This window comes from Streptomyces sp. ME19-01-6 (assembly GCF_033793745.1).
Taxonomy (GTDB): domain Bacteria; phylum Actinomycetota; class Actinomycetes; order Streptomycetales; family Streptomycetaceae; genus Streptomyces.
The window spans coordinates 53,592-73,728 of record NZ_JARAXF010000006.1 but is presented as its reverse complement, the minus strand read 5'-3'; the positions used below and the strand labels follow the sequence as shown (position 1 = coordinate 73,728).

Sequence of the window (20,137 nt, the reverse complement as noted above, 5' to 3'; positions counted from 1 at the left end):
GCGCTCACCGGGTGCGCCTGGGCACCAGGGACTCGATGTCGATACTCGGCCGCAACAACGTCCCCGGCGTCCAGATCGGGGCGGTGGGCAGGTGATACGACGGGCCCGTCGTCGGCCAGCCCGAGTACCCGCCCGAGCCCGGCACCTCCCCGGGCAGCCCCGCGCCGCCCGCGGCCGGGTCGTAGGTGGCGGTCGGGTTCACCCGCTGCCACCCCGTTCCGGGGTAAGGCCGCTCCTCGCGGTTGACCCACAGCAGCCAGGACATGCCCGCCATCCCCAGCAGCACGGTGAGCGCCAGCACCCGGACGCCGGAGATACGCCGCTGGGCGGGCGCGTCCACGCCGGGCGCGATGCTGATCTGCGCCCGGGGAGCCTTGGGAGGGTGTTTGCCGGCCGGCTTTGTTTGATTCGGTGATGTCTTCCCCGGCAGCGGTGCCCGCTCGTCCATCCCTAACGCGGCCACGTACAGGCCGAGCCGCTGGGTCTGGCCGGGCAGGCGTACGGCGGTGTCGGCCCGGTCCCGGATCGTCTCGAGCGCGATGCCCTCGGGCGGCACGAGGGTGCCCGGGCCGGTCCAGTTCATCGTCCAGTGCGCGCTCCCCCGCGCGACCAGCTGCGCCCCGATCAGCACGTACAGAGCCTCGGCGAGCAAACCCAACGGATCCCGTCCGGTCCCCTCGCTCCCCGTGGCTCGCTCATCCGGTGGCATGCGGCTGACCAGCGCGCGGGCGAGCGGCATCCGCCGTCCGCTGTCGAGCAGGCGCAGGACCCGCTGGATCGTCAGCCCGGTGGGTTCCCCGTTTCCGACCCCTGCGATCCCCTCGGCTTTCTCGACCGTACGGACGGCCTCCGCCAGCGGCCTCAGCAGCCGCGTCGCCCGGTGTTCGGCCAGCAGCCCGAGCCAGTCCCGCCACGGCATGGCAGGCGTTGCCCCCGAGGCGGCGTGCAGCGTGCGGGCCAGCTCCCTCGCGTACCCCGACGGCACGTCGAGGGGCTCGGCCATATCGCCCCCGGCGGTCCCGGCGGGCCGTTCGGGGAGGCGGGCCAGGCGGCTGATGCGCGTGGCCAGGTCGGGGTGCGGGTCGTCGCGGTCGGCGGGCCGCTCGGCGGCCCGCGCACGGAGCGCGGCGAACGGCTCCCGCAGCTCGGGGGCCTCCGCCATGTGGGCGAAGGCGCGGAACGGATCGTCCGGTACGCGCCCCTCGGACCGGCGTACGGGGGTGAGGAAGCCCGCGACGAACTCCAGCCAGGCCACCTCCAGCGCGGCCGCCGAGCGCAGGGCGTCGGCGACGGTCCGCGCCCCGGTCGCCCGGGCGGCCTCGCGGTCCGCCTCGATCTCCTGGCGCCGCCGGACCGGCCGGGTGAGCAGGCGGAAGACGCGCGTGTAGCCGCGGAGCAGCAGCAGGGGCCCGCCCGCGTACATCCGCACCAGGTCGTTGGCCGCCGCCGCGCTCCGGATCGCCTCGCAGGCGGCCGCCAGCCCCGCCGAGCCGCGGTAGGCGAGGGCGCCGAAGCGGCTGTGGCGGCGGGAGAAGTGGCCCAGTTCATGCGCGAGCACCGCGCGCAGCTCGGCGGGCGGCAGGCCCACCACCAGGGGCAGGCCGAGGTAGAGGGTGCGGCGGCCGGCCACCAGGCCGAGGAACGTGGCGTCCTCGGTGACGGAGGCGTTGACCTCGGCGGTCAGCCGGATGGCGTCCGGCGGGGCGGTGCCCACGCCCTCGGCCAGCTCCTCGACCGCCGCCCATAACGCGGGGGCCCTGCGGCGGCTCACCCACACCGTGTTCTCCAGCGGCGCGGCGGGCCGCGCGGTGCGCACCACCGCCCACACCATCCCCGCCATGATCGGCGCGAACGCGGCGCAGGCCAGGATGACGGTGGTGGGCGGAGCCGTGCTCTCCGGCGCCCCGGCGCTCCATAACCCCAGCACCAGGAAGGCCACCCACACCAGGACCAGGAGCGCGACCAGGACGTAGAAGACGACCAGCAGCACCAGGGCCAGCACGGCGCGGGCGGCGGCGAGGGCTGCGGCGATCATCCCCGCCCCCCATCGTCGGGGGCACCATGGTCGCCCCGGTCGTGAGCAGCGCCCAGCCCGTCCAGCAACCACGCGGCGGCGCCGCGCAGCGCCGTGGACAGCGGGTCGGTTTGTACGCCGGGGACCAGGGAATCTCCCGGCCGGCCGAGCTCCGGCGAGACATCGAGCAACAGGCTGAGCCGGGCGCGGGCCTTGTGCAGATTGCTGCCGACGCTCCCGGGGCTGATGCCGAGCTCGGCGCCGATCTCCGCGTAGCTCATCCCCTCCAGGGAATGCATCACGACCACCTGGCGCTGGCGCGGCGGCAGCATGCCGAGCGCGCGCAGCGCGGCCAGCGCCTCCGAGGTCTCCTCCACGGTGGCGGTGGTGGCGGCCGGTACGGTGAGCTCGACCGGCTTCCACCGGAACCACCAGCGCCGGCCGTCGCGCGACAGTTTGCGGCGCATGGTCGTCGCGACCCACCCCTCCGGCGACGCGCACGCCCGCACGGTCGGCCAGCGGCGCATCGCCTCGATGAACGCCTCCTGGACAGCGTCCTCGGCGTTCTGACGATTGCCACTGAGCATCACCGCGCGGGCGGCGAGCCAGGGGTAGGTGCGGGCGTAGAAATCCTCGAAGTCCTCGACGTCCTCGAACTCCTCTAAGTCCTCGCAGCCCTCGAACTCCCCGTTACCCATGGTCGGCCCCCATCGTGTTCTCCTTTGATGCTTCCCGGTCGGTGACCGGTGCACAAGGAAGAGGCCTCAGAGGACGAGATTCTTTACCGCGAAACAGAGTGAATCGCGGGAAACCTCAGCAGTCCAGGTCGCGCCGCGCTCAGGCCTCGCGGGTCAGATGGGCGAACGCCGCCAGGTTCCGCGTGGACTCGCCACGCGCCGTACGCCACGCGTACTCCTTGCGGATCGCGCTGGCGAACCCCATCTCCAGCAGCGTGTTGAAGCTGCCGTCGGCGTTCTCCAGCACCGTGCCGAGCACCCGGTCCAGCTCCTCCGGCGTGACCGCCGCCAACGGCAGCCGGCCCACCAGATAGATGTCGCCGAGCTGGTCGATCGCGTAACTCATCCCGTACAGGCGGGTGTTGCGCTCCAGCAGCCAGCGGTGCACGGCCTCGTGGTTCTCGTCCGGGCGGCGGACGACGAAGGCGTTGACCGACAGCGAGTGCCTGCCCAGGCGCAGCGAACAGGTCGTGGACAGCTTGCGGGTGCCGGGCAGCGTGACGACGTACGTGCCGTCGGACGGGTTCTCCCACTCCAGCTCGGCGTCGCGCAGCGTCTGCTCGAGCACGGCCTTGGTGGCCGCTGTTCTGGCGGCGGTCTCGTTCCTGGCCTCGGCGTCACCCATGAACCGATCGTAGGCGACGGTGCCCGCGCATCGCCTCCGCGTAGACGTCCGCCGTCGCCGCGGCCGCCTTGTCCCAGCCGAAGCGCTCGGCGTGGTGGGCGGCCCCGCTGCTCAAACGTTTCAGCAGCCCGGGGTCGTCGGAGAGGCGGCGCAGCGCCCGGGCGTAGTCGGCGGGGTCGTGGCCGGGCACCAGGATGCCGCTGTGCCCGTCCCGTACGGCCACGGGCAGGCCGCCCACCTCGGCGGCGATCACCGGCGTGCCGCAGGCCTGGGCCTCGACCGCGACCAGCCCGAACGACTCGTTGTAGGAGGGCATGACCAGCACCGACGCCGCCCGGTACCAGTCCGCGAGCTCGTCCTGTGTGCACGGCGGCCGGAAGCGGATCACATCGCTGACGCCGAGCCGCGCCGCGAGTTTGTGCAGCCGCTCCGGCTTCGCCAGCCCGCTGCCGCTCGGCCCGCCGACCACCGGGACGACGATCCGCTCGCGCAGCCGCGGGTCCTCGTCCAGCAGATGAGCGACGGCGCGCAGCAGGATGTCGGGGGCCTTCAGCGGCTGGATGCGCCCCGCGAACAGCGGTATCAGCGCGTCGGGCGGCAGGCCCAGGCGCGCGCGGGCGGCGGCGCGGCCGTCGGCGGGCCGGAAGCGTTCGAGGTTCACCCCGGGGTGGACGACGGCGACCAGCTCGGGGTCCGCGCCGTAGTGGCGCACCAGCTCCTCCGCCTCCTCGGCGGTGTTGGCTATGAGCCGGTCGGCGGCCCCGACGATCTGCTCCTCGCCGATGACGCGGGCCGCGGGCTCGGGGGTGTCGCCTTCGGCGAGGGCGGCGTTCTTGACCTTGGCCATGGTGTGCATGGCGTGCACGAGCGGCACCCCCCAGCGCTCGGCGGCCAGCCAGCCGACGTGGCCGGAGAGCCAGTAGTGGGAGTGGACGAGGTCGTAGTACCCGGGGCGGTGCCCCGCCCAGGCCCCCATGACCCCGTGCGTGAACGCGCACAGCTGGGCCGGGAGGTCTTCCTTGGCCAGCCCCTCGTACGGCCCGGCGTCCACATGCCGTACGAGCACGCCGGGCGCGAGCTCGACGGTGGGCGGGAGGGCGCCGGTGGTCGCGCGGGTGAAGATCTCCACCTCGATGTCGATGGTGGCCAGCCGCTTGGCGAGCTCCACGATGTAGACGTTCATGCCCCCCGCGTCACCGGTGCCGGGCTGGTGCAGCGGCGAGGTGTGCACGCTGAGCATCGCGATCCGGCGCGGGCGGCGGCCGACACGTCTGAGGCGCTGGTGTGGCCCGCCGAACGCTCCGTGGCCGTGGGAACGGCCTCGCAGGCCGCCGAGCCGGGGAAGATGCTGGCTCACCGCGCGCTACCTCCTTGCCGGGGCGGACTCGGGCGGGGCGGACTCGGGCGGACTCCGGATTTCCCCTCCGACCCCTCAACACCGGAATCTCTCGTTCCCATTTCCGCTTTGCCAAAGCGTGACGTTCTGGGGGCGGAATGTCCCCCAGTGCCTGGGCTCGGCGGCGGCGCTTAGGCTCGGCGGCATGTCTGCCCGTGTCTCACCGCCGCCGGGTCGGCCCATCGGGTCGGCGACCCGGGGGACCACCAACCCCAACCGGCTGCGCCGCATGGATCGGTGGATCGCCGCCGCTCACGGCCGCGCGCTGCGCCGTGCCGAGGCGCCGATCGCCGTGGACCTGGGTTACGGGGCCGCGCCGTGGACCGCCGTCGAGCTGCTGGGCAGGCTGCGTACGGTGCGGCCGGACGCCCGGGTCGTGGGGGTCGAGATCGACCCGGCCCGGGTCGCCGCCGCGCGGCCGTACCGGCGGGAGGGGCTGGACTTCGCGCACGGCGGGTTCGAGGTGCCGCTGCCGGACGGTGCGCGGCCGGCGCTGATCCGGGCGGCCAATGTGCTGCGGCAGTACGACGAGGACGAGGTCGCCGCGGTGTGGCGGCGGCTGTGCGCGCGGCTGGCGCCGGGCGGGCTGCTGGTGGAGGGGACCTGCGACGAGATCGGGCGGCGGCATGTGTGGGTCGCCCTCACCGCGCGCGGCCCGCGCACCGTGACCTTCGCGGCGCGGCTCGGCTCCCTGGACCGCCCCTCCGACCTGGCCGAACGGCTGCCGAAGGCGCTCATCCACCGCAATGTTCCGGGCGAGCCGGTGCACGCCTTCCTGCGCGACTTCGACCGCGCCTGGGCGGCCGCCGCCCCGTACGCGACGCTGAGCGCGCGCCAGCGCTGGATACGCAGCGCCGAGGCGCTGCGCGCCGCGGGCTGGCCGCTCGTGGACGGCCCTCGGCGCTGGCGCCAGGGCGAGGTCACCGTCAGCTGGGAGGCGCTGGCACCCCGCCCGTGACCCCCGCCGTGCCCCGTCCGCCCCGGAGCCGGGACAGGGTGCGCGGCTCTGCTGAGTGCGGTGGCGACAGGGGTGGAGGCGGCCCGGGAGCGGGTGTTCACCTGGACCCGGGAGGGCGGATCCCGGGAGGGCGGATCCCGGGAGGGCGGATCCCGGGAGGGCGGATCCCGGGAGGGCGGATAACCAGAGCGCGGGTAGCGCGAGGTTCTACCCCCTACCCACCGGCACCTGCCCGACCGGCACCCCGCTCACCAGCGCCCGCAGTGCCTCGGCCGTCGGGGAGCCCTTCTCCACCGCGTAGGTGCACAGCACCTGACCGGGGTCCGAGGGCAGTACGAAGGCCTCGTACGCCAGCACCAGATCCCCCACCACCGGGTGCCGGATCCGCTTCGTACCGCTGGTCCGCTCCTGCACCACCTGCGCCTCCCACCGCCGCCGGAACTCCTCACTCCGCTCCAGCAGTTCCTGGACGACCTGGCACACCCGGAGGTTGCCGGGGTGCCGCCCGGTCTCCGCCCGCAGGCCCGCCACCGTCTCCTCGGCGACCTTGTCCCACTCCGGGTGCAGGGCCTTGGCGTCCGGGTGGAGGAAGACCAGCAGGGAGGAGTTCCGCTCGCGCTCCGGGAGCGCGGCGTAGTCGAAGCAGACGCGGCCACCCAGCAGGTTCCAGGCCAGGATGTCCCCGCCAGGCCCGAAGACGTAGGCGGGCACGGTCTCGTCCATGGCGTCCAGCAGCAGCCTGACCTCGGGCCGCACGCGCGGCCAGGGGCCGGGGCCCACGGGCCCGTGACCCTGGCCGTGCCCGGACCGCCGGGGCAGCGTGATGTTGCGCAGATACGTGTGCTCGGACGGCGTCAGCCGCAGCGCCCGCGCGAGGCCGTCCACGACCGAGTCCGAGACGGCGGGGGCGCGGCCCTGCTCGATGCGGGTGTAGTAGTCGACGCTGATCCCCGCCAGCTGCGCGACCTCCTCGCGGCGCAGCCCCCGCACCCGGCGCCGTACGAGCCCTTCGGGCAGCCCCACCTCGTCGGGGTCGAGCGCCGCGCGCCGCGCCCTCAGGAACGCCTTGATCTCCGGCTCCGCATCGCCCATCGCTCCATTATCCGCGGCGGGTGCCGGTACCCGCCGGGGCACCCGGAGGGCCGCCGTCCAGGTGGTTCTGCCGGACCCAGGTTGAGCCGGGCCTGGTCCCCGCCCCGCGCGGGGCGAAAGCTGTCACCAACACCCCACCGAAGCCACCTGTTCGCATAAGGCGGAACCCCCATGAAGCGCAGAATCCTCGGCGCCACCGGCATCTCGGTCAGCGAATACGCCCTGGGCACGATGATGTTCGGAAGCTGGGCCAACCGGGACCACGACGACTCGGTCCGGATCATCCACCGCGCCCTCGACGCGGGCATCAACTTCGTCGACACCGCCGACGTCTACTCCGCCGGCGAGTCGGAGGAGATCGTCGGCAAGGCGCTCAAGGGGCGCCGCGAGGACATCGTCTTGGCGACCAAGGTCTACAACTCCATGGGCCCGGACGAGAACCACGGCGGCAACTCCCGGCGCTGGATCATCCGCGAGATCGAGAACAGCCTGCGCCGCCTCGGCACGGACTACATCGACCTGTACCAGATCCACCGCCCCGACCCGGCGACCGACATCGACGAGACCCTCTCCGTCCTGTCCGACCTCGTCCGGGCGGGGAAGGTACGGGCCGTGGGCTCGTCCACCTTCCCGGCGGAGCAGATCGTGGAGGCCCAGTGGACCTCCGAGCGGCGCGGCCACGTCCGCTTCCGCAGCGAGCAGCCGCCGTACTCGATCCTGGCGCGCTCGGCGGAAGCGGCGGTGCTGCCGACCGCCCAGAAGTACGGGATGGGCGTGCTGACCTGGGGCCCGCTCTCGGCGGGCTGGCTGTCCGGCCGCTACACCAAGGCCTCCGACATCGATCTGACCGGCGGCCGGACGGCCCTCGAGAGGCACAAGTTCGACCCCTCGCTGCCCGGGAACGCACGCAAGCTGGAGGCCGTCGGCCAGCTGGCCGAGCTGGCCTCGGACGCCAAGCTCTCGCTGCCGCACCTGGCGGTCGCCTTCGTACGGTCCCACCCGGCCGTCACCTCGGTGATCATCGGCCCGCGCACGATGGAGCAGCTGGAAGACCTGCTCGCGGGGGCGGATGTGGAGCTGAGCGAGGACATCCTGGACCGCATCGACGAGATCGTGCCGCCGGGTACGGAACTGAACCGGGACGACAGCTACTACACGCCGCCCGCGCTGGCCGACAAGGCACAGCGTCGCCGGCGGCCGGGGGCCTAGCCGCCCGGGCTCAGCGTGTGCAGGAACGCGTCGACGAGCGCCCGGTCGTGGTCATGCGTCAGCCGCGCGCGGGCCTCGTCCGGGGGCAGCCATACGAGCCGGTCGACCTCGTCGTTGGGCACGAAGGCCCCGCCGGCCCCCGCGTCCACCGCCCCGGCCGCTTCCGCCACCCAGTAACGGACCTCCTTGGGGCGGCCCTTGGCCACATAGCGCACCGTGGGCAGCGCGGCCCCCGGCACGCAGGCCACACCGGTCTCCTCCAACACCTCGCGCACCGCGCCGCGCAGCGGCTCCTCGCCCCGCTTGAGCTTGCCTTTCGGGTGCGACCAGTCGTCGTAGCGCGGCCTGTGCACCAGCGCGATCTCCGGCCGGCCGTCGCGCCGGGAGCGCCGCCACAGGACGCACCCCGCCGCGCGGATCACCGCGGTCTCAGCCATCTCAGCCATGCGCCGAGACCGCTATCCGCTGCCAGATCCGCCCGAAGGCGAAGCGGGCGGCCTCGACCTCGTGTCGCTGGTCGGCGTGCAGCACGCCGAGGGCGTAGGCGGTGGCGGGGGCGATCCTCGGCGTCCGGGCCGCGGTGGCCGCGGCGGCCGCCGCCTCGGCCGCGTCCCGGTGCCGTTCGAGGGCCTGCCCGGCGGCCAGCAGCCGTACGGACAGGGAGGGGTCGGCGTCCACCGGCCCGGTGCCGTCCGGCCGCTGCCCCGCGTCGAGCACCTCCAGGGCATAGCGCCGCAGCCGCACCAGCCGCCGCACCTGGTCCCAGGGCGCGTCCTGCCGCTCGCTGGCGGGCGGGGCGTCGGCGGCCGGGGTCGCGGCGAGGCCGTGGACCAGCGCCTCCGCGTTGTACGGGTGCCCGGCCCGGCCCAGCGGCAGCGTCTCGACCGCCTCGACCAGCCGCCGGTGGGCCAGCCCCGCGAGCGGCGGCAGCGACAGCCCGGCGGGGCGGGGCGCGGCGGCCTCGTCGAGGGGGACCTCCGAGGCCAGGAGCGCGACCGCGTCGGCGACCGCGTGGAAGCGGGAGGACCCGAGCACCTGCAGGGCCGCGGTGTGCGCGCGGGTCCGCGCGAGGGTGAGCTGACGCTCCAGGAGGGCTCCGGCCCGCGCGGCCCCGACCGTCAGCGCCCCGCCCCGGGCCTCGTCCGCGCCGCCGCCCGGCCGCGGTCCGGCGCCGCCGCCCGGCTGCTGCTTCGCCCTGTCGCCCCGCTGACCGGCCGCCCCTGCCTCGGGCCCCGGGGCCGCGTCGCCGGAAGCGCCGTTGGCGGTGTCACGGGCGGCGCCATGTGCGGCGTCCGCCGCTCCCCCGCCCGCCGTACCGCTCCCGCGTGGGCCGGGCGGGCCGGGCGGGCCGGGCGGGTCCTGCGGGGCGTCGGCCGTCAGGGAGACGCTGCGGCGTGCGGCCCGGGGCGAGCGCTGCGCCGCCGCGTCCCCCGCCGCCCCGTCACCCCGCGCGTCCACTCGCGCGTCCACCCGCACATCCGCCGCCGCAGCCCCCCGGGCGCCCGCCGCCGCGTCCGCCGGGGCGCCCGCGCCCGAGAGCCGGTGCAGGGCGCCGCGCAGCCGGGTCAGCCGGGCCGCGTAGGCGTGCTCCAGAGCGAGCGTGCCGGACAGCCACCTCAGCTCGGAGCGGAGCTGATCCGCCCAGGCGGTGTCGGTGAGTGGACGGTAGACCCACAGCGTGCCGCTGATGCGCCGCGCGCAGCGGCGCAGCAGCCGGGCGGCCTCGGCCGCCTCCTCGGCGTCCGCCCCGCTCTCGCGCTGCTGCCGCAGGCTCCGCAGAAAGTCCCCGGCCTGGGTGTTCAAGTACCACGACAGCACATCGCCCGCCGTGGCCGTCGCGAGCGCCGGCCCGGCCGCCGCCGCGTCGACCCCCATCACACCGTCCGTCATCGTGTCGTACCCCCCAGGGCCGAGGGCAGCGGCGGGTGGAGCGCCATGCGACCGGCCGGCCCCCGTAACCCCGACCGGCGACGACAGATCATGTCGCTGTACCACGCCGTCGCCTCCGGGCGTCTATGAGCATTTCCTGTATGTTCCGCAACGGCTGTCCGTCCGCGTCCGTCGCGTGCCGCGTCCACTCGCCGTCCGGGGCCAGGTGCCAGGAGGAGGTGGAGTCGGACATGCCGGACTCCAGCAGACGGTTGAGAGAGGCACGGTGGGCGGGGTCGGTGACCCGGACCAGGGCCTCGATCCGGCGGTCCAGATTGCGGTGCATCATGTCGGCGCTGCCGAACCACACCTCGGGCTCTCCACCGTTCCCGAACGCGAAGAGGCGCGAATGCTCCAGGAACCGGCCGAGGACCGAGCGGACCCGGATGTTCTCCGAGAGCCCGGGCACGCCCGGCCGCAGCGCGCAGATGCCCCGCACCCAGACGTCCACCGGAACACCCGCCCGCGAGGCCCGGTACAGCGCGTCGACGATGACCTCGTCGACCATCGAGTTGACCTTGATCCGTACGTAGGCGGGCCGCCCCGCCTTGTGGTGGGTGACCTCGCGGTTGATCCGGCTGACCAGCCCGTCGCGCAGCGACCTGGGGGCGACCAGCAGCCGCTGGTAGTTCTCCCGCCGGGAGTAGCCGCTCAACCGGTTGAACAGGTCGGACAGGTCGGTGCCGACCTTCGGGTCGGCGGTCAGCAGCCCCAGGTCCTCGTACAGCCGGGCCGTCTTCGGGTGGTAGTTGCCGGTGCCGACGTGGCAGTAGCGGCGCAGCGTGTCGCCTTCCTGGCGGACCACCAGCGACAGCTTGCAGTGGGTCTTGAGGCCGACCAGGCCGTAGACCACGTGGCAGCCGGCCTCCTCCAGCTTGCGCGCCCACTTGATGTTCGCCTGCTCGTCGAAGCGGGCCTTGATCTCGACGAGGACCAGCACCTGCTTGCCGGCCTCGGCGGCGTCGATGAGCGCGTCGACGATCGGCGACTTGCCGGAGGTCCGGTAGAGCGTCTGCTTGATCGCGAGCACGTCGGGGTCGGCGGCCGCCTGCTCCAGGAAGGCCTGGACGGAGGTCGAGAAGGAGTCGTACGGGTGGTGCAGCAGTACGTCCCGCTCGCGCAGCGCGGCGAAGATGTCCGGCGCGGAGGCGGTCTCGACCTCGGCCAGGTCCCGGTGCACCCCGGCCACGAACTTCGGGTACTTCAGCTCCGGCTGGTCCAGCGCGGCTATGCCGAAGAGCCCGGTGAGGTCGAGCGGCCCCGGCAGCGGATAGACCTCGGCCTCGGAGATCTTCAGCTCGCGCACCAGCAGGTCCAGCACGTACGGGTCGATGGACTCCTCGACCTCCAGGCGCACCGGCGGCCCGAAGCGGCGCCGCAGCAGCTCCTTCTCCAAGGCCTGGAGCAGGTTCTCCGCGTCGTCCTCCTCGACCTCCAGGTCCTCGTTGCGGGTCACCCGGAACATGTGGTGCGCCAGTACCTCCATGCCGGGGAACAGCTCCTCCAGGTGCGCCGCGATGACGTCCTCCAGCGGCACGTACCGCTGCGGCGACGCCTCCAGGAACCGCGAGAGCAGCGGCGGGACCTTCACACGCGCGAAGTGATCATGGCCGCTCACCGGGTTGCGCACCACGACCGCGAGGTTGAGGGAGAGCCCGGAGATATAGGGGAAGGGGTGCGCCGGGTCCACCGCCAGGGGCGTGAGGACCGGGAAGATCTGCTGGCGGAAGAGCGTGAACAGGCGGGACTGCTCGTCCTCCGTGAGGTCGGGCCAGCGGATCAGGTGGATGCCCTCGTCGGCGAGCGCGGGCGCGACGTCCTGCTGGAAGCAGGCCGCGTGCCGGGCCATGAGCTCCCGCGACCGGTTCCAGATCAGGTCCAGCACCTCGCGGGGCTGCAGCCCGGAGGCGGAGCGGGTGGCGACGCCGGTCGCGATGCGCCGCTTGAGGCCGGCGACCCGCACCATGAAGAACTCGTCCAGGTTGCTCGCGAAGATCGCGAGGAAGTTCGCCCGCTCCAGCAGCGGCGTGTTCGGGTCCTCGGCGAGTTCCAGCACCCGCTCGTTGAACGCCAGCCAGCTGCGCTCACGGTCGAGGAACCGCCCCTGGGGCAGCTCGTCCCCCGCTCCGTCCACGCTGTCGACCTCGTACGCGTCCAGGTCGCCGTCGAGGTCGGGGTCGAGGTTCCGGACGGGCGGCGCGGCGACGGCATGCGGCCGGTGGGCCGCGATGGAGCCGACCGAGGGCTGAGGCTGGTGCTGCGCGGTAACGGGGGCCTGTCCGCTGGAGTGGTTCATGTCCTCATTGTTCCGCGCCGAAGGCGCGAACGGCTTCCCGGAAGCCGGTGCTGAAGCGGCACGGAACCTCCGGTTCGAGGTGGGCGGCACGGCGGGCTGCATTCCGCGATGCTCGCAACCGAGTGTGAATCGCCGGTAACGGAGACATGGCGCGTAGGAAATCGCGATCCATCCCGCAGGCGACCTGACCACCGTGCCCGGCCGCCGTTCCGCGCCCCCGGCCCGCGTGCCGTGCCGCCCGTCGTCCAGGGCAGCCCCCGCCCCGGCCCTCCCGGGCTCAGGTCTCCGTGCGGTACATGAGATCGGTCTCGTACGTCGTAAAGCCCTGCCGCCCGTAGACGGCGACGGCGGCGAAATTGTCGGCGTCGACGTACAGCATCGCGGTCGGCAGCCCCCGCCCCGCCAGGTGCCGCAGCCCGATCGCCGTCAGCGCCCGGCCGAGCCCGCCGCCCTGCGCCTCGGGCCGCACCCCCACCACGTACACCTCGCCCAGCCGCTCCCGCGCATGCACCTTGGTCCAGTGGAACCCGACGATCTCCCCGTCCCGCTCGGCCAGGAAGAAGCCCTCGGGGTCGAACCACGGCTCCCCCATCCGGTCCTCGAGGTCGCGCAGGGCCAGCGAGCCCTGCTCGGGGTGGTGCGCGAAGGCCGCCGCGTTCGCCGCCAGCCAGGCGGCCTCGTCCTGACCCGGCCGGAAGATCCGTACGGTCACGCCCTCCGGCAGCACCGGCTCGGGGATGTCCAGCCCCGCCAGCGGCCCCAGCGGCCGGCGCATCTGCCGCAGCTCCCGGAACAGCGTCAGCCCCAGCACCTGCGCGAGATGGCGCGCCGAGGAGTGCCCGCCGTGCGCCCACACCCGCAGCCGCTTGCCGGACTCGCGCAACAGCGTCACGCCCAGCGCCCGCCCGTGCCCCTGCCCCCGGTGCGCGGGGTGTACGACCAGCTCGGCGGCCGGGGCCTCCACCGGGTCGGTGTCCTCCAACTGCGCGTACCCCACGAGTTTGCCGCTCGGCTCCTCGCTCAGCAGCAGATGCCGCACCCCTTCCCGCCGCCCCCGCAGCTGCAGCCGCCCCTGCTCGGACACAGCCTGCTGACCATCGGTGCGCGCGGCCTCCGCGACGAGCCGCAGCACGTCCTGCGCCACGTCGGGCGTCACCTCGTCGAGGACATCGATCCGGCGGGCGGCGGCCGCCTCGTTCAGCACGTCATTCATGTTCCCGAGCCTACGGCCAGGCCCTGGCCGGGCAGGCGGCCGCGCATTCGGTCATCCATGAGTCACTCGCCCGACGGATCCCGGGCCCACACACCGAACCCGGCCGCACCGACCCCACGCCCGACACCCCACGCCATACCGCCGAACGGGTGAGGCCGCTCCACCGGCCGCCCACGCGCAATCAGCTCGTAACCTCGATCCCCCTGCCCCGCTACGCGCGTTGACCGTAAGCTGCCGCGCACAACCATCACGGTGCACAGAGGGGACCACATGCCAGCGACACCTCAACGGCGCCGCGCGGCCCGCCGGTTGACCGCCGCGGCGGCCGTGCTGGCCGCAGCCGCCGGAGTCCTGTCCGCCGCGGGCCCGGCAGGCGCGAACGCCGACGCCGCCTCCACCAAGCCGCGACCGGCCCCAGCCCGCACCGTCGATGTGCAGCTGCTGTCGTTCAACGACCTCCACGGAAACCTGGAGCCCCCGCAGGGCTCCTCCGGCACCGTCACCGAGACGCAGCCGGACGGCACCGCCAAGGCCGTCCCGGCGGGCGGCGTCGAATACCTCGCGAGCGCCCTGCGCACCGCGCGCAAGGGCCACCCGTACTCCGTCACCGCCGCCGGCGGCGACATGATCGGCGCGAGCCCGCTGCTGTCCGGCCTCTTCCACGACGAGCCGACCGTCGAGGCGCTCAACAAGCTCGACCTGGACGTCACGGCCGTCGGCAACCACGAGTTCGACGAGGGCCGCGCCGAGCTGGAGCGGATCCAGAACGGCGGCTGCCACCCCAAGGACGGCTGTTACGAGGACGGCAAGACCTTCCCCGGCGCCGACTTCCCCTACCTCGCCGCGAACGTCACCGACGAGAAGACCGGCAAGCCGATCCTCAAGCCCTACACCGTCTGGACCCACAACGGCGTCAAGATCGGCTTCATCGGCGTCACGCTCGAAGGCACGCCGGACATCGTCACTGCCGAGGGCGTCAAGGGCCTGAAGTTCCACGACGAGGTCGAGACGATCAACAAGTACGCCAAGGAGCTCAACCGCAAGGGCGTCAAGTCGATCGTCGCGCTCGTCCACGAGGGCGGCCTGCCCGCCTCCTCCTCGTACAACTACGACTGCGACAGCTCCGGGCCGGGCGCCGGCATCTCCGGTCCGATCGTGGACATCGCCAAGAGCGTCACCCCCAAGGTCGACGCCCTGGTCACCGGCCACACCCACCAGGCCTACGCGTGCACCGTCCCGGACCCCTCCGGCACCCCGCGCACCGTCACCTCCGCCGCCTCCTTCGGCCGCCTCTACACCGACACCACCCTCACCTACGACCGCCGCACCGGCGACATCGTCCGTACGAAGGTGAAGTCGGCCAACCACGTCGTCGATCGGCAGCAGCCCAAGGCCGCCGACATGACCTCCCTCATCGGCCGCTGGAACAAGCTGGCCGCCCCCGTCGCCAACAAGCCCGTCGGCTACGTCTCCGCCGAGATCCCGGGCCGCGGCTCCACGGCGTACGAGTCGCCGCTCGGCGACGTCATCGCCGACGCCCAGCTCGAAGCACTCTCCCCCGCCGACAAGGGCGGCGCCCAGCTCGCCCTCATGAACCCCGGCGGCATCCGCTCCGACCTCGCCTACGCGGCGTCGGGCAGCGAGGGGGACGGGGTCGTGACGTACGGCGAGGCGTTCACCGTGCAGCCCTTCACCAACATGCTGAACGTCATCGACCTCACCGGCGCCCAGCTCATCACCGCCCTGCAGCAGCAGGTCAGCGGCTCGAACCAGGCCTCCCCGAAGATCCTCCAGGTCTCCAAGGGCCTCACGTACACGCTCGACCTCACCAAGACCGGCGCCGACCGCGTCGTCGCCGACTCGGTGAGGCTGAACGGCGAGCCGATCGACCCGGCCAAGACCTACCGCGTCGCGATGAACGAGTTCCTCGCGGGCGGCGGGGACGGCTTCCCCGTCTTCAAGGAAGGCAAGAACAAGCTGGTGGGCGCGTCCGACCTGGAGGCCTTCACGGCCTACCTGGGCGCGCACTCCTCGGCCGCCTCGCCCCTGGCTCCGCCCGCGGCGGACCGCATCAAGGTCGTCAAGTGACCGATCGTCACGTGACCGATTGTGAAGTGATCGATCGTGAAGTGACCTCCGTGCGCTGAGCGTCACGGACGCGGCCCGGCCCCAGCGGCTCCCCGCTGGGCGCCGGGCCGCGCTGCTTCAGGCCGCGTTCACCTTCTGGCCGCCACAGCAACCCAACCATTCCACCTTCTCGTTGGTCTCACCCGGCGACGACGAACCACCGGGAGAGGGAACGGGTATGCGCAAACGCTTGCTGTCTGTAGGTGCCGTGACGGCCGTGGTCACTGCCGTGGTCACGGGGGTGACACTGGCGGGGACCTCGCACGCCGCCGCTCACACCGGCGCCCCGGACGGTGACAGCGGCGCCACGAGACTGGCAGCGGCCGCGGCAGCCGGTTCGGGCAAGACCGCCGACGTGGACGGCGACGGCTACGACGACCTCGCCGCCGGCGCGCCCGACGCCGCCACCAAGGGGTACGCCAAGGCCGGTTACGTGGTCCTGACGTACGGCACCCAGCGCGGCATCCAGGTCAGCCGGCACAAGGGCCTCACCCAGTCGTCCACCGGGGTCCCGGGCACGCCTGAGGCCGGTGACCGGTTCGGGTCCTCGCTCGCACTGGGCGACATGGACGGCGACGGATACGCGGACCTGGTCGTCGGCGCGAGCGGCGAGGCCATCGGCGACGTCAAGGGCGCCGGTTCGGTGACCGTCGTCTTCGGCTCCGCGACCGGCCTGTCCACCAAGGCCATCGCCTTCCACGCGCCGACCGTCACGGCCCGGCAGGGCTTCGGCGGCCGGCTGGCCCTGGGCGACTACAACCACGACGGGCTCAAGGACCTCGCCATCGGCGACGGCACCAAGGTCGACCTCGTCCTCGGGGCGAAGAACCTGCGCTCGACGCCCACCCCGAAGATCACCCGGATCGCCCCGCCCGGCGGCGGCGCCGGAACGCGAGGCATCTCGAGCGGCGACATCAACGGCGACGGCTACGACGACCTCGTCACCGTGGCCTACTCCGACGACCCCGCCGACGAAGGCACCCTCGGCGTGCTGCCGGGCTCCAGGACAGGCCTGAAGAGCACGCCGCTCGGCCGGAACATCAACCTGCCCTTCGCCGGCTACAAGGCCGTGGTCGGCGACATCAACGGCGACGGCAAGGCCGACGTCGTCATCGACACCGGCTTCTCCGACGGCCCCGACGACTACCTGCTGCGCACCTTCCCCGGCAGCGCGAGCGGCCTCGACGCGGCGGGCGCCGTGGTGTGGGACGGCGGCCCGCACCAGGGCACCGCGGCGCAGCTCGCAGACGTCAACGGCGACGGCCACGCCGACCTGCTCATCGGCGATCCGACCGCGGAGGACGGCGACGGCTTCTCCAACGCCGGGGCGCTCACGGTCGTGCCCGGCAGTACGCAGTGGCTGGCCAGCTCAAAGGCGCAGACGCTGTCGCTCGACACCAAGGGCGTCGTCGGCGTCGCCGAGACGGGCGACCTGTTCGGCTCGGCTATGGCCCCCGGCGACTACAACGGCGACGGAACGGCCGACCTCGCCGTGGGCGTGCGGGGCAAGTGGCGCGACACCGGGGCCGTCAGCATGCTGTACGGCGGCGGCGACGGTCTCACCGGCACCGGCTCGATCCTCTTCGGCCCGGACTCCTTCGGCTACGAGGCGGTCAAGTCGTCCTTCGGCGCGGCCCTCGCCGGGTAACCGCGCCCGCGTGTGACGTCACCCGTTCGGCCCAGCCGCGATGGCCGACCACCCTCTCCCTCGCGACGATTGACCCGGCTCGCGACGATCCGTCCGGCCAACACCACGGCGAGAGGGAGAGCCGGTCATGAAGAAGCTGTACGTCGGCAATCTGAGCTTCGAAACGACGGAGGACGACCTTCAGCGGGTGTTCGAGCAGTGCGGTGAGGTGGCGGGCGTCCAGATCATGTACGACCGCGACACCCAGCGATCCCAGGGCTTCGGCTTCGTCGAGATGAGCGACAACGACGCGGCGGAGCAGGCGGTGGTCGACCTCAACGGCACCGAGATCGGCGGCCGTTCGATCCAGGTCGACGAGGCGCGGTCGCGAGCCCCCAGGCGCGCCTGATCGCCGTACGGCGGTGAGTATGGCCACGACGAAGCTGTCGTGGCCATCTCGCGCCCCCGCGCCCTTATGCGTGCCTGGGCGGCTCGTTGACGTGGTCGAGACGGCCCGCCTTGGTGCCACGTATGAAGGCGCGCAGAGCGGCGGGGGTTGTGGTCAGGACGACGGCGGGGTCGTCGCTCTCGCGGAGCGCGATGACGCCGTCGGCGGCGGCGACGTTGACGCAGTTGCCCGCGTCCGCACTGTAGGAAGACTTACGCCACTGATACGTGGACACGTTTCTCACCTTTCACATGCTGCGCACAATGCTGTGGATGAAGTCCCGCGACTCGGCCGATGTGAGCGCCGTCGCCTCCATCCGTTCCAAGACGGCCCGGTACTTGACCAACTCGGCCTCAGCGTCCATGAACTGAGTCCCCTGGGCGGAATCGAGCTGCACTGTGTCGAGCTGCGGCACAGCCCCAAGGACATAGTCGAATCCCTGCCCTGTTCCAGGGAAGGTCCCGCCACCAAACGGAATCACTCGGATGGTGACGTTGTCCATCTCGCCCATCTCGATGAGGTGTTCAAGCTGCGCACGGACTGTGCTCACTCCGCCGAACTCCATCCGCAGAGCGGCCTCGTGGATGACGGCGGTGTACGGTACCGGTTCGTCGCCGTAGAGGATGGCCTGCCGCTTCATCCGGTGGGTCAGCCGGTGCTCCACCTCGTATGCCCTCAGCGGCGGAGCCGCCTCCCGGATCACCGCGCGGGCGTGGTCCACGGTCTGGAGCAAGCCTGGGATGTGGATGACCAGCGCCACGCGCAGCCCCCGGGCCTGATGCTCCAGCTCGGCCATGTCCGCAAAGCTCGCAGGGAGGTGTTCCCGGTACTCGTCCCACCAGCCCCGGGTGCGCCCACCGGTCATGTCTGCCAGAGCATCCACCAGTTCATCATCAGCACAGGCGTAGCTCCGGGCCATCGCCCGTACCCGGTCTCCGCTCACCGCGTACCGGCCAGCCTCGATCATGCTCACCCGAGCTTGCTGCACGCCCAATTCGGCCGCTGCCGCAGTTGAGGACAGGCCGGCGCGCTCACGAAGCTTGCGCAGCTCGGCCCCAAGTCGTCGCGGTTTGAGCGTCGGGTTATTGGTCGTCGCCATTGGTCCCCCTTGTAACCCACACGGGTTTAATCGAGAGCTGTCTCACCGAACTCCGGCTAGATCTACCATCCACTGCTCTACCGTGTGAGCCAAGCCACTCAACTCCACCCGACCGAGGGAGACTCGCATGGCAACCGTATCCCCGCAGGACTCCGGCTCCGGGCCATCCGACGACGCTGACCAGCCCTGGACGTACACCCTCCGTCTCCCCAACGACCCCAGGGCCGCCCGCATCGCACGGGTCACCCTGCGGGCGGTCCTCTCCGGCCACGGCATGGCCGAGCTGACCGAGACGGCCGAACTTCTTACGAGCGAAATGGTCACCAACGCTCTCCGCCACTCCGACGGCCCCGCCCAACTCCGCCTGCGCCACCTCTGCGAGAACCGCCTCCGGGTCAGCATCTGGGACACGAACCCCCTCATCCCCGCGCCCTTCGACACCCCGCCCGGCCACCTCGACCGCTTCACCGCCCTCACCGAAGCCGCCGCCAAGATCGACGACACCCACGGCCGCGGCCTGCTCATCGTCCGGCTCTGCGCGGACAACTGGGGCGGCTACCCACTCGCCGACGATCTCTTCGGCATCAGCGGCAAGCTCCTGTGGTTCGAACTCACCCCGCACCACGGCAGGTTCGACATCGCGGCCTGATCCGGCCGAATCTCTGGCCGGTGGCAATACGATGCGATCACACGACGGCGCCCCTCCCCCACGGCGGCCTTCATGAGCAACGCGTACTCACCCATCCCCGAGCTCAACCTCCTCAAGGAGTTCGAAGACGAGTTCGGGGCGTCCGGCTACGCCGATGGCTTCGAGCTGCTCGACTACGACGACAAGGGCGACCTAGTTCGTGAACAAAGGCGTGATTGACGACCTGGTCAAGACGCTGGACTGAGGTTCCGTCTACCCCTGCCAGCCACCGATGCCGTCCCACGCGACTTCCAGCTCGCGTGCGTGCACCCCACCGAGCTCGGCGGCCACCACCCTGTGTACATCGCGCATCTTCTGCATGCCGTTCATCCGGTCCAGCTCGGCACCGATCTCCCGGGTCCGCGGGTCCTCCCTCCCTTGCCTCAGGAAGCCCCGGCTCCTGGCGATCGCAGCCAGCTCGTCCAGGAGTTCATCGGTGCGGGTGTCCTCCTCGACCGTGGGAGCGACGGAGCACAGGGGCACGTACGTGGGCTCGGACCACGGTCGGCGACCGCGCAGGGCATTGAGGAGCCCTCCCAGCACCAGGAGAGCAACAACCCCACCGATCAGTGCCGCCGGCTCCATACCGTCTCCTTCCGCAGAACCGATGGCGCCGCAGGCTAGTCGGTGCGGTGGGGGACCGGTCCCGGTGAGGGAGTGACGCTGTCGAGGATTTGAA

Annotated in this window: 19 protein-coding genes; 7 read left to right on the top strand and 12 right to left on the bottom strand. The window is 72.4% G+C overall.

Annotated features, from left to right (window positions below; all coding sequences use genetic code 11):
* Window positions 1-4 precede the first annotated feature (4 nt).
* From PV419_RS16190 to mshA, 4 genes are all read right to left on the bottom strand, one after another.
* Complete coding sequence (locus PV419_RS16190) at window positions 5-2,035, bottom strand: M48 family metallopeptidase (protein ID WP_319689223.1); 2,031 nt, start codon at window positions 2,033-2,035, stop codon at window positions 5-7.
* The gene (locus tag PV419_RS16185) at window positions 2,032-2,712 is read right to left on the bottom strand and encodes a sigma-70 family RNA polymerase sigma factor (RefSeq protein WP_319689221.1); all 681 of its coding nucleotides are present in this window, start codon (window positions 2,710-2,712) and stop codon (window positions 2,032-2,034) included. The genes PV419_RS16190 and PV419_RS16185 overlap by 4 nt, the downstream gene beginning before the upstream one ends.
* Before the next feature lie 139 nt (window positions 2,713-2,851).
* A complete protein-coding gene (locus PV419_RS16180; RefSeq protein ID WP_319689219.1) occupies window positions 2,852-3,376 on the bottom strand; it encodes a YbjN domain-containing protein in 525 nt (174 codons plus the stop codon).
* Complete coding sequence (mshA, locus tag PV419_RS16175) at window positions 3,369-4,733, bottom strand: D-inositol-3-phosphate glycosyltransferase (RefSeq protein ID WP_319689218.1); 1,365 nt, start codon at window positions 4,731-4,733, stop codon at window positions 3,369-3,371. The genes PV419_RS16180 and mshA overlap by 8 nt, the downstream gene beginning before the upstream one ends.
* 184 nt (window positions 4,734-4,917) lie before the next feature.
* Between mshA and PV419_RS16170 the strand changes: the two genes are divergently transcribed.
* Window positions 4,918-5,730 carry a class I SAM-dependent methyltransferase gene (locus PV419_RS16170; RefSeq protein WP_319689217.1) on the top strand — a complete coding sequence of 271 codons (813 nt, stop codon included), beginning with the start codon at window positions 4,918-4,920 and terminating at the stop codon, window positions 5,728-5,730.
* Window positions 5,731-5,937: 207 nt separating this feature from the next.
* Here PV419_RS16170 and PV419_RS16165 read toward each other — a convergent pair whose 3' ends face one another.
* Window positions 5,938-6,822: a helix-turn-helix transcriptional regulator gene (locus PV419_RS16165; RefSeq protein WP_319689215.1), complete on the bottom strand. Its 885-nt coding sequence runs from the start codon at window positions 6,820-6,822 to the stop codon at window positions 5,938-5,940.
* Between the two features lie 171 nt (window positions 6,823-6,993).
* On the opposite strand from PV419_RS16165, the gene PV419_RS16160 reads away from it, so the two are divergent.
* Window positions 6,994-8,031 carry an aldo/keto reductase gene (locus PV419_RS16160; protein WP_319689213.1) on the top strand — a complete coding sequence of 346 codons (1,038 nt, stop codon included), beginning with the start codon at window positions 6,994-6,996 and terminating at the stop codon, window positions 8,029-8,031.
* Here PV419_RS16160 and PV419_RS16155 read toward each other — a convergent pair.
* From PV419_RS16155 to mshD, 4 genes are all read right to left on the bottom strand, one after another.
* Entirely contained in the window at window positions 8,028-8,468 is a 441-nt protein-coding gene (locus PV419_RS16155) for an NUDIX hydrolase (RefSeq protein WP_319689929.1), read from the bottom strand. The genes PV419_RS16160 and PV419_RS16155 overlap by 4 nt on opposite strands.
* Before the next feature lies 1 nt (window position 8,469).
* Window positions 8,470-9,921, bottom strand: coding sequence for a CHAD domain-containing protein (locus PV419_RS16150; RefSeq protein WP_319689212.1), 1,452 nt, complete (start codon window positions 9,919-9,921; stop codon window positions 8,470-8,472).
* Between the two features lie 88 nt (window positions 9,922-10,009).
* Window positions 10,010-12,256 carry an RNA degradosome polyphosphate kinase gene (locus tag PV419_RS16145; RefSeq protein ID WP_319689210.1) on the bottom strand — a complete coding sequence of 749 codons (2,247 nt, stop codon included), beginning with the start codon at window positions 12,254-12,256 and terminating at the stop codon, window positions 10,010-10,012.
* A gap of 277 nt (window positions 12,257-12,533) precedes the next feature.
* Entirely contained in the window at window positions 12,534-13,469 is a 936-nt protein-coding gene (gene mshD, locus PV419_RS16140) for a mycothiol synthase (RefSeq protein ID WP_319689209.1), read from the bottom strand.
* A gap of 270 nt (window positions 13,470-13,739) precedes the next feature.
* Between mshD and PV419_RS16135 the strand changes: the two genes are divergently transcribed.
* From PV419_RS16135 to PV419_RS16125, 3 genes are all read left to right on the top strand, one after another.
* Window positions 13,740-15,557: a bifunctional metallophosphatase/5'-nucleotidase gene (locus PV419_RS16135; RefSeq protein ID WP_319689208.1), complete on the top strand. Its 1,818-nt coding sequence runs from the start codon at window positions 13,740-13,742 to the stop codon at window positions 15,555-15,557.
* Between the two features lie 217 nt (window positions 15,558-15,774).
* On the top strand, window positions 15,775-17,244 hold the full coding sequence (locus PV419_RS16130; protein WP_319689206.1) for an FG-GAP-like repeat-containing protein: 1,470 nt from the start codon (window positions 15,775-15,777) through the stop codon (window positions 17,242-17,244).
* Window positions 17,245-17,371: 127 nt separating this feature from the next.
* Window positions 17,372-17,632 carry an RNA-binding protein gene (locus PV419_RS16125; protein ID WP_319689204.1) on the top strand — a complete coding sequence of 87 codons (261 nt, stop codon included), beginning with the start codon at window positions 17,372-17,374 and terminating at the stop codon, window positions 17,630-17,632.
* A 64-nt stretch (window positions 17,633-17,696) separates the two neighbouring features.
* Here the strand turns inward: PV419_RS16125 and PV419_RS16120 are convergent, their stop codons facing one another.
* Both PV419_RS16120 and PV419_RS16115 read right to left on the bottom strand, forming a co-directional pair.
* Window positions 17,697-17,906 (bottom strand): DUF397 domain-containing protein, encoded by a 210-nt coding sequence (locus PV419_RS16120; protein WP_319689203.1) that lies wholly within the window; start codon window positions 17,904-17,906, stop codon window positions 17,697-17,699.
* 12 nt (window positions 17,907-17,918) lie between these two features.
* On the bottom strand, window positions 17,919-18,770 hold the full coding sequence (locus PV419_RS16115) for a helix-turn-helix transcriptional regulator (RefSeq protein WP_319689201.1): 852 nt from the start codon (window positions 18,768-18,770) through the stop codon (window positions 17,919-17,921).
* A gap of 127 nt (window positions 18,771-18,897) precedes the next feature.
* On the opposite strand from PV419_RS16115, the gene PV419_RS16110 reads away from it, so the two are divergent.
* Both PV419_RS16110 and PV419_RS16105 read left to right on the top strand, forming a co-directional pair.
* A complete protein-coding gene (locus tag PV419_RS16110) occupies window positions 18,898-19,419 on the top strand; it encodes an ATP-binding protein (protein WP_319689200.1) in 522 nt (173 codons plus the stop codon).
* Window positions 19,420-19,491: 72 nt separating this feature from the next.
* Window positions 19,492-19,638: a hypothetical protein gene (locus PV419_RS16105; protein ID WP_319689198.1), complete on the top strand. Its 147-nt coding sequence runs from the start codon at window positions 19,492-19,494 to the stop codon at window positions 19,636-19,638.
* A gap of 33 nt (window positions 19,639-19,671) precedes the next feature.
* On the opposite strand, the gene PV419_RS16100 is transcribed toward PV419_RS16105, so the two are convergent.
* Entirely contained in the window at window positions 19,672-20,043 is a 372-nt protein-coding gene (locus PV419_RS16100) for a hypothetical protein (protein WP_319689197.1), read from the bottom strand.
* Window positions 20,044-20,137: the final 94 nt, after the last annotated feature.

Bases quoted from the DNA above. Each gene is read 5' to 3' on its own strand.
- PV419_RS16190 (WP_319689223.1), bottom strand. From the start codon at position 2,035: ATGATCGCCGCAGCCCTCGCCGCCGCCCGCGCCGTGCTGGCCCTGGTG.
- PV419_RS16185 (WP_319689221.1), bottom strand. From the start codon at position 2,712: ATGGGTAACGGGGAGTTCGAGGGCTGCGAGGACTTAGAGGAGTTCGAG.
- PV419_RS16180 (WP_319689219.1), bottom strand. From the start codon at position 3,376: ATGGGTGACGCCGAGGCCAGGAACGAGACCGCCGCCAGAACAGCGGCC.
- PV419_RS16170 (WP_319689217.1), top strand. From the start codon at position 4,918: ATGTCTGCCCGTGTCTCACCGCCGCCGGGTCGGCCCATCGGGTCGGCG.
- PV419_RS16165 (WP_319689215.1), bottom strand. From the start codon at position 6,822: ATGGGCGATGCGGAGCCGGAGATCAAGGCGTTCCTGAGGGCGCGGCGC.
- PV419_RS16160 (WP_319689213.1), top strand. From the start codon at position 6,994: ATGAAGCGCAGAATCCTCGGCGCCACCGGCATCTCGGTCAGCGAATAC.
- PV419_RS16155 (WP_319689929.1), bottom strand. From the start codon at position 8,468: ATGGCTGAGACCGCGGTGATCCGCGCGGCGGGGTGCGTCCTGTGGCGG.
- PV419_RS16150 (WP_319689212.1), bottom strand. From the start codon at position 9,921: ATGACGGACGGTGTGATGGGGGTCGACGCGGCGGCGGCCGGGCCGGCG.
- PV419_RS16145 (WP_319689210.1), bottom strand. From the start codon at position 12,256: ATGAACCACTCCAGCGGACAGGCCCCCGTTACCGCGCAGCACCAGCCT.
- mshD (WP_319689209.1), bottom strand. From the start codon at position 13,469: ATGAATGACGTGCTGAACGAGGCGGCCGCCGCCCGCCGGATCGATGTC.
- PV419_RS16135 (WP_319689208.1), top strand. From the start codon at position 13,740: ATGCCAGCGACACCTCAACGGCGCCGCGCGGCCCGCCGGTTGACCGCC.
- PV419_RS16130 (WP_319689206.1), top strand. From the start codon at position 15,775: ATGCGCAAACGCTTGCTGTCTGTAGGTGCCGTGACGGCCGTGGTCACT.
- PV419_RS16125 (WP_319689204.1), top strand. From the start codon at position 17,372: ATGAAGAAGCTGTACGTCGGCAATCTGAGCTTCGAAACGACGGAGGAC.
- PV419_RS16115 (WP_319689201.1), bottom strand. From the start codon at position 18,770: ATGGCGACGACCAATAACCCGACGCTCAAACCGCGACGACTTGGGGCC.
- PV419_RS16110 (WP_319689200.1), top strand. From the start codon at position 18,898: ATGGCAACCGTATCCCCGCAGGACTCCGGCTCCGGGCCATCCGACGAC.
- PV419_RS16105 (WP_319689198.1), top strand. From the start codon at position 19,492: ATGAGCAACGCGTACTCACCCATCCCCGAGCTCAACCTCCTCAAGGAG.
- PV419_RS16100 (WP_319689197.1), bottom strand. From the start codon at position 20,043: ATGGAGCCGGCGGCACTGATCGGTGGGGTTGTTGCTCTCCTGGTGCTG.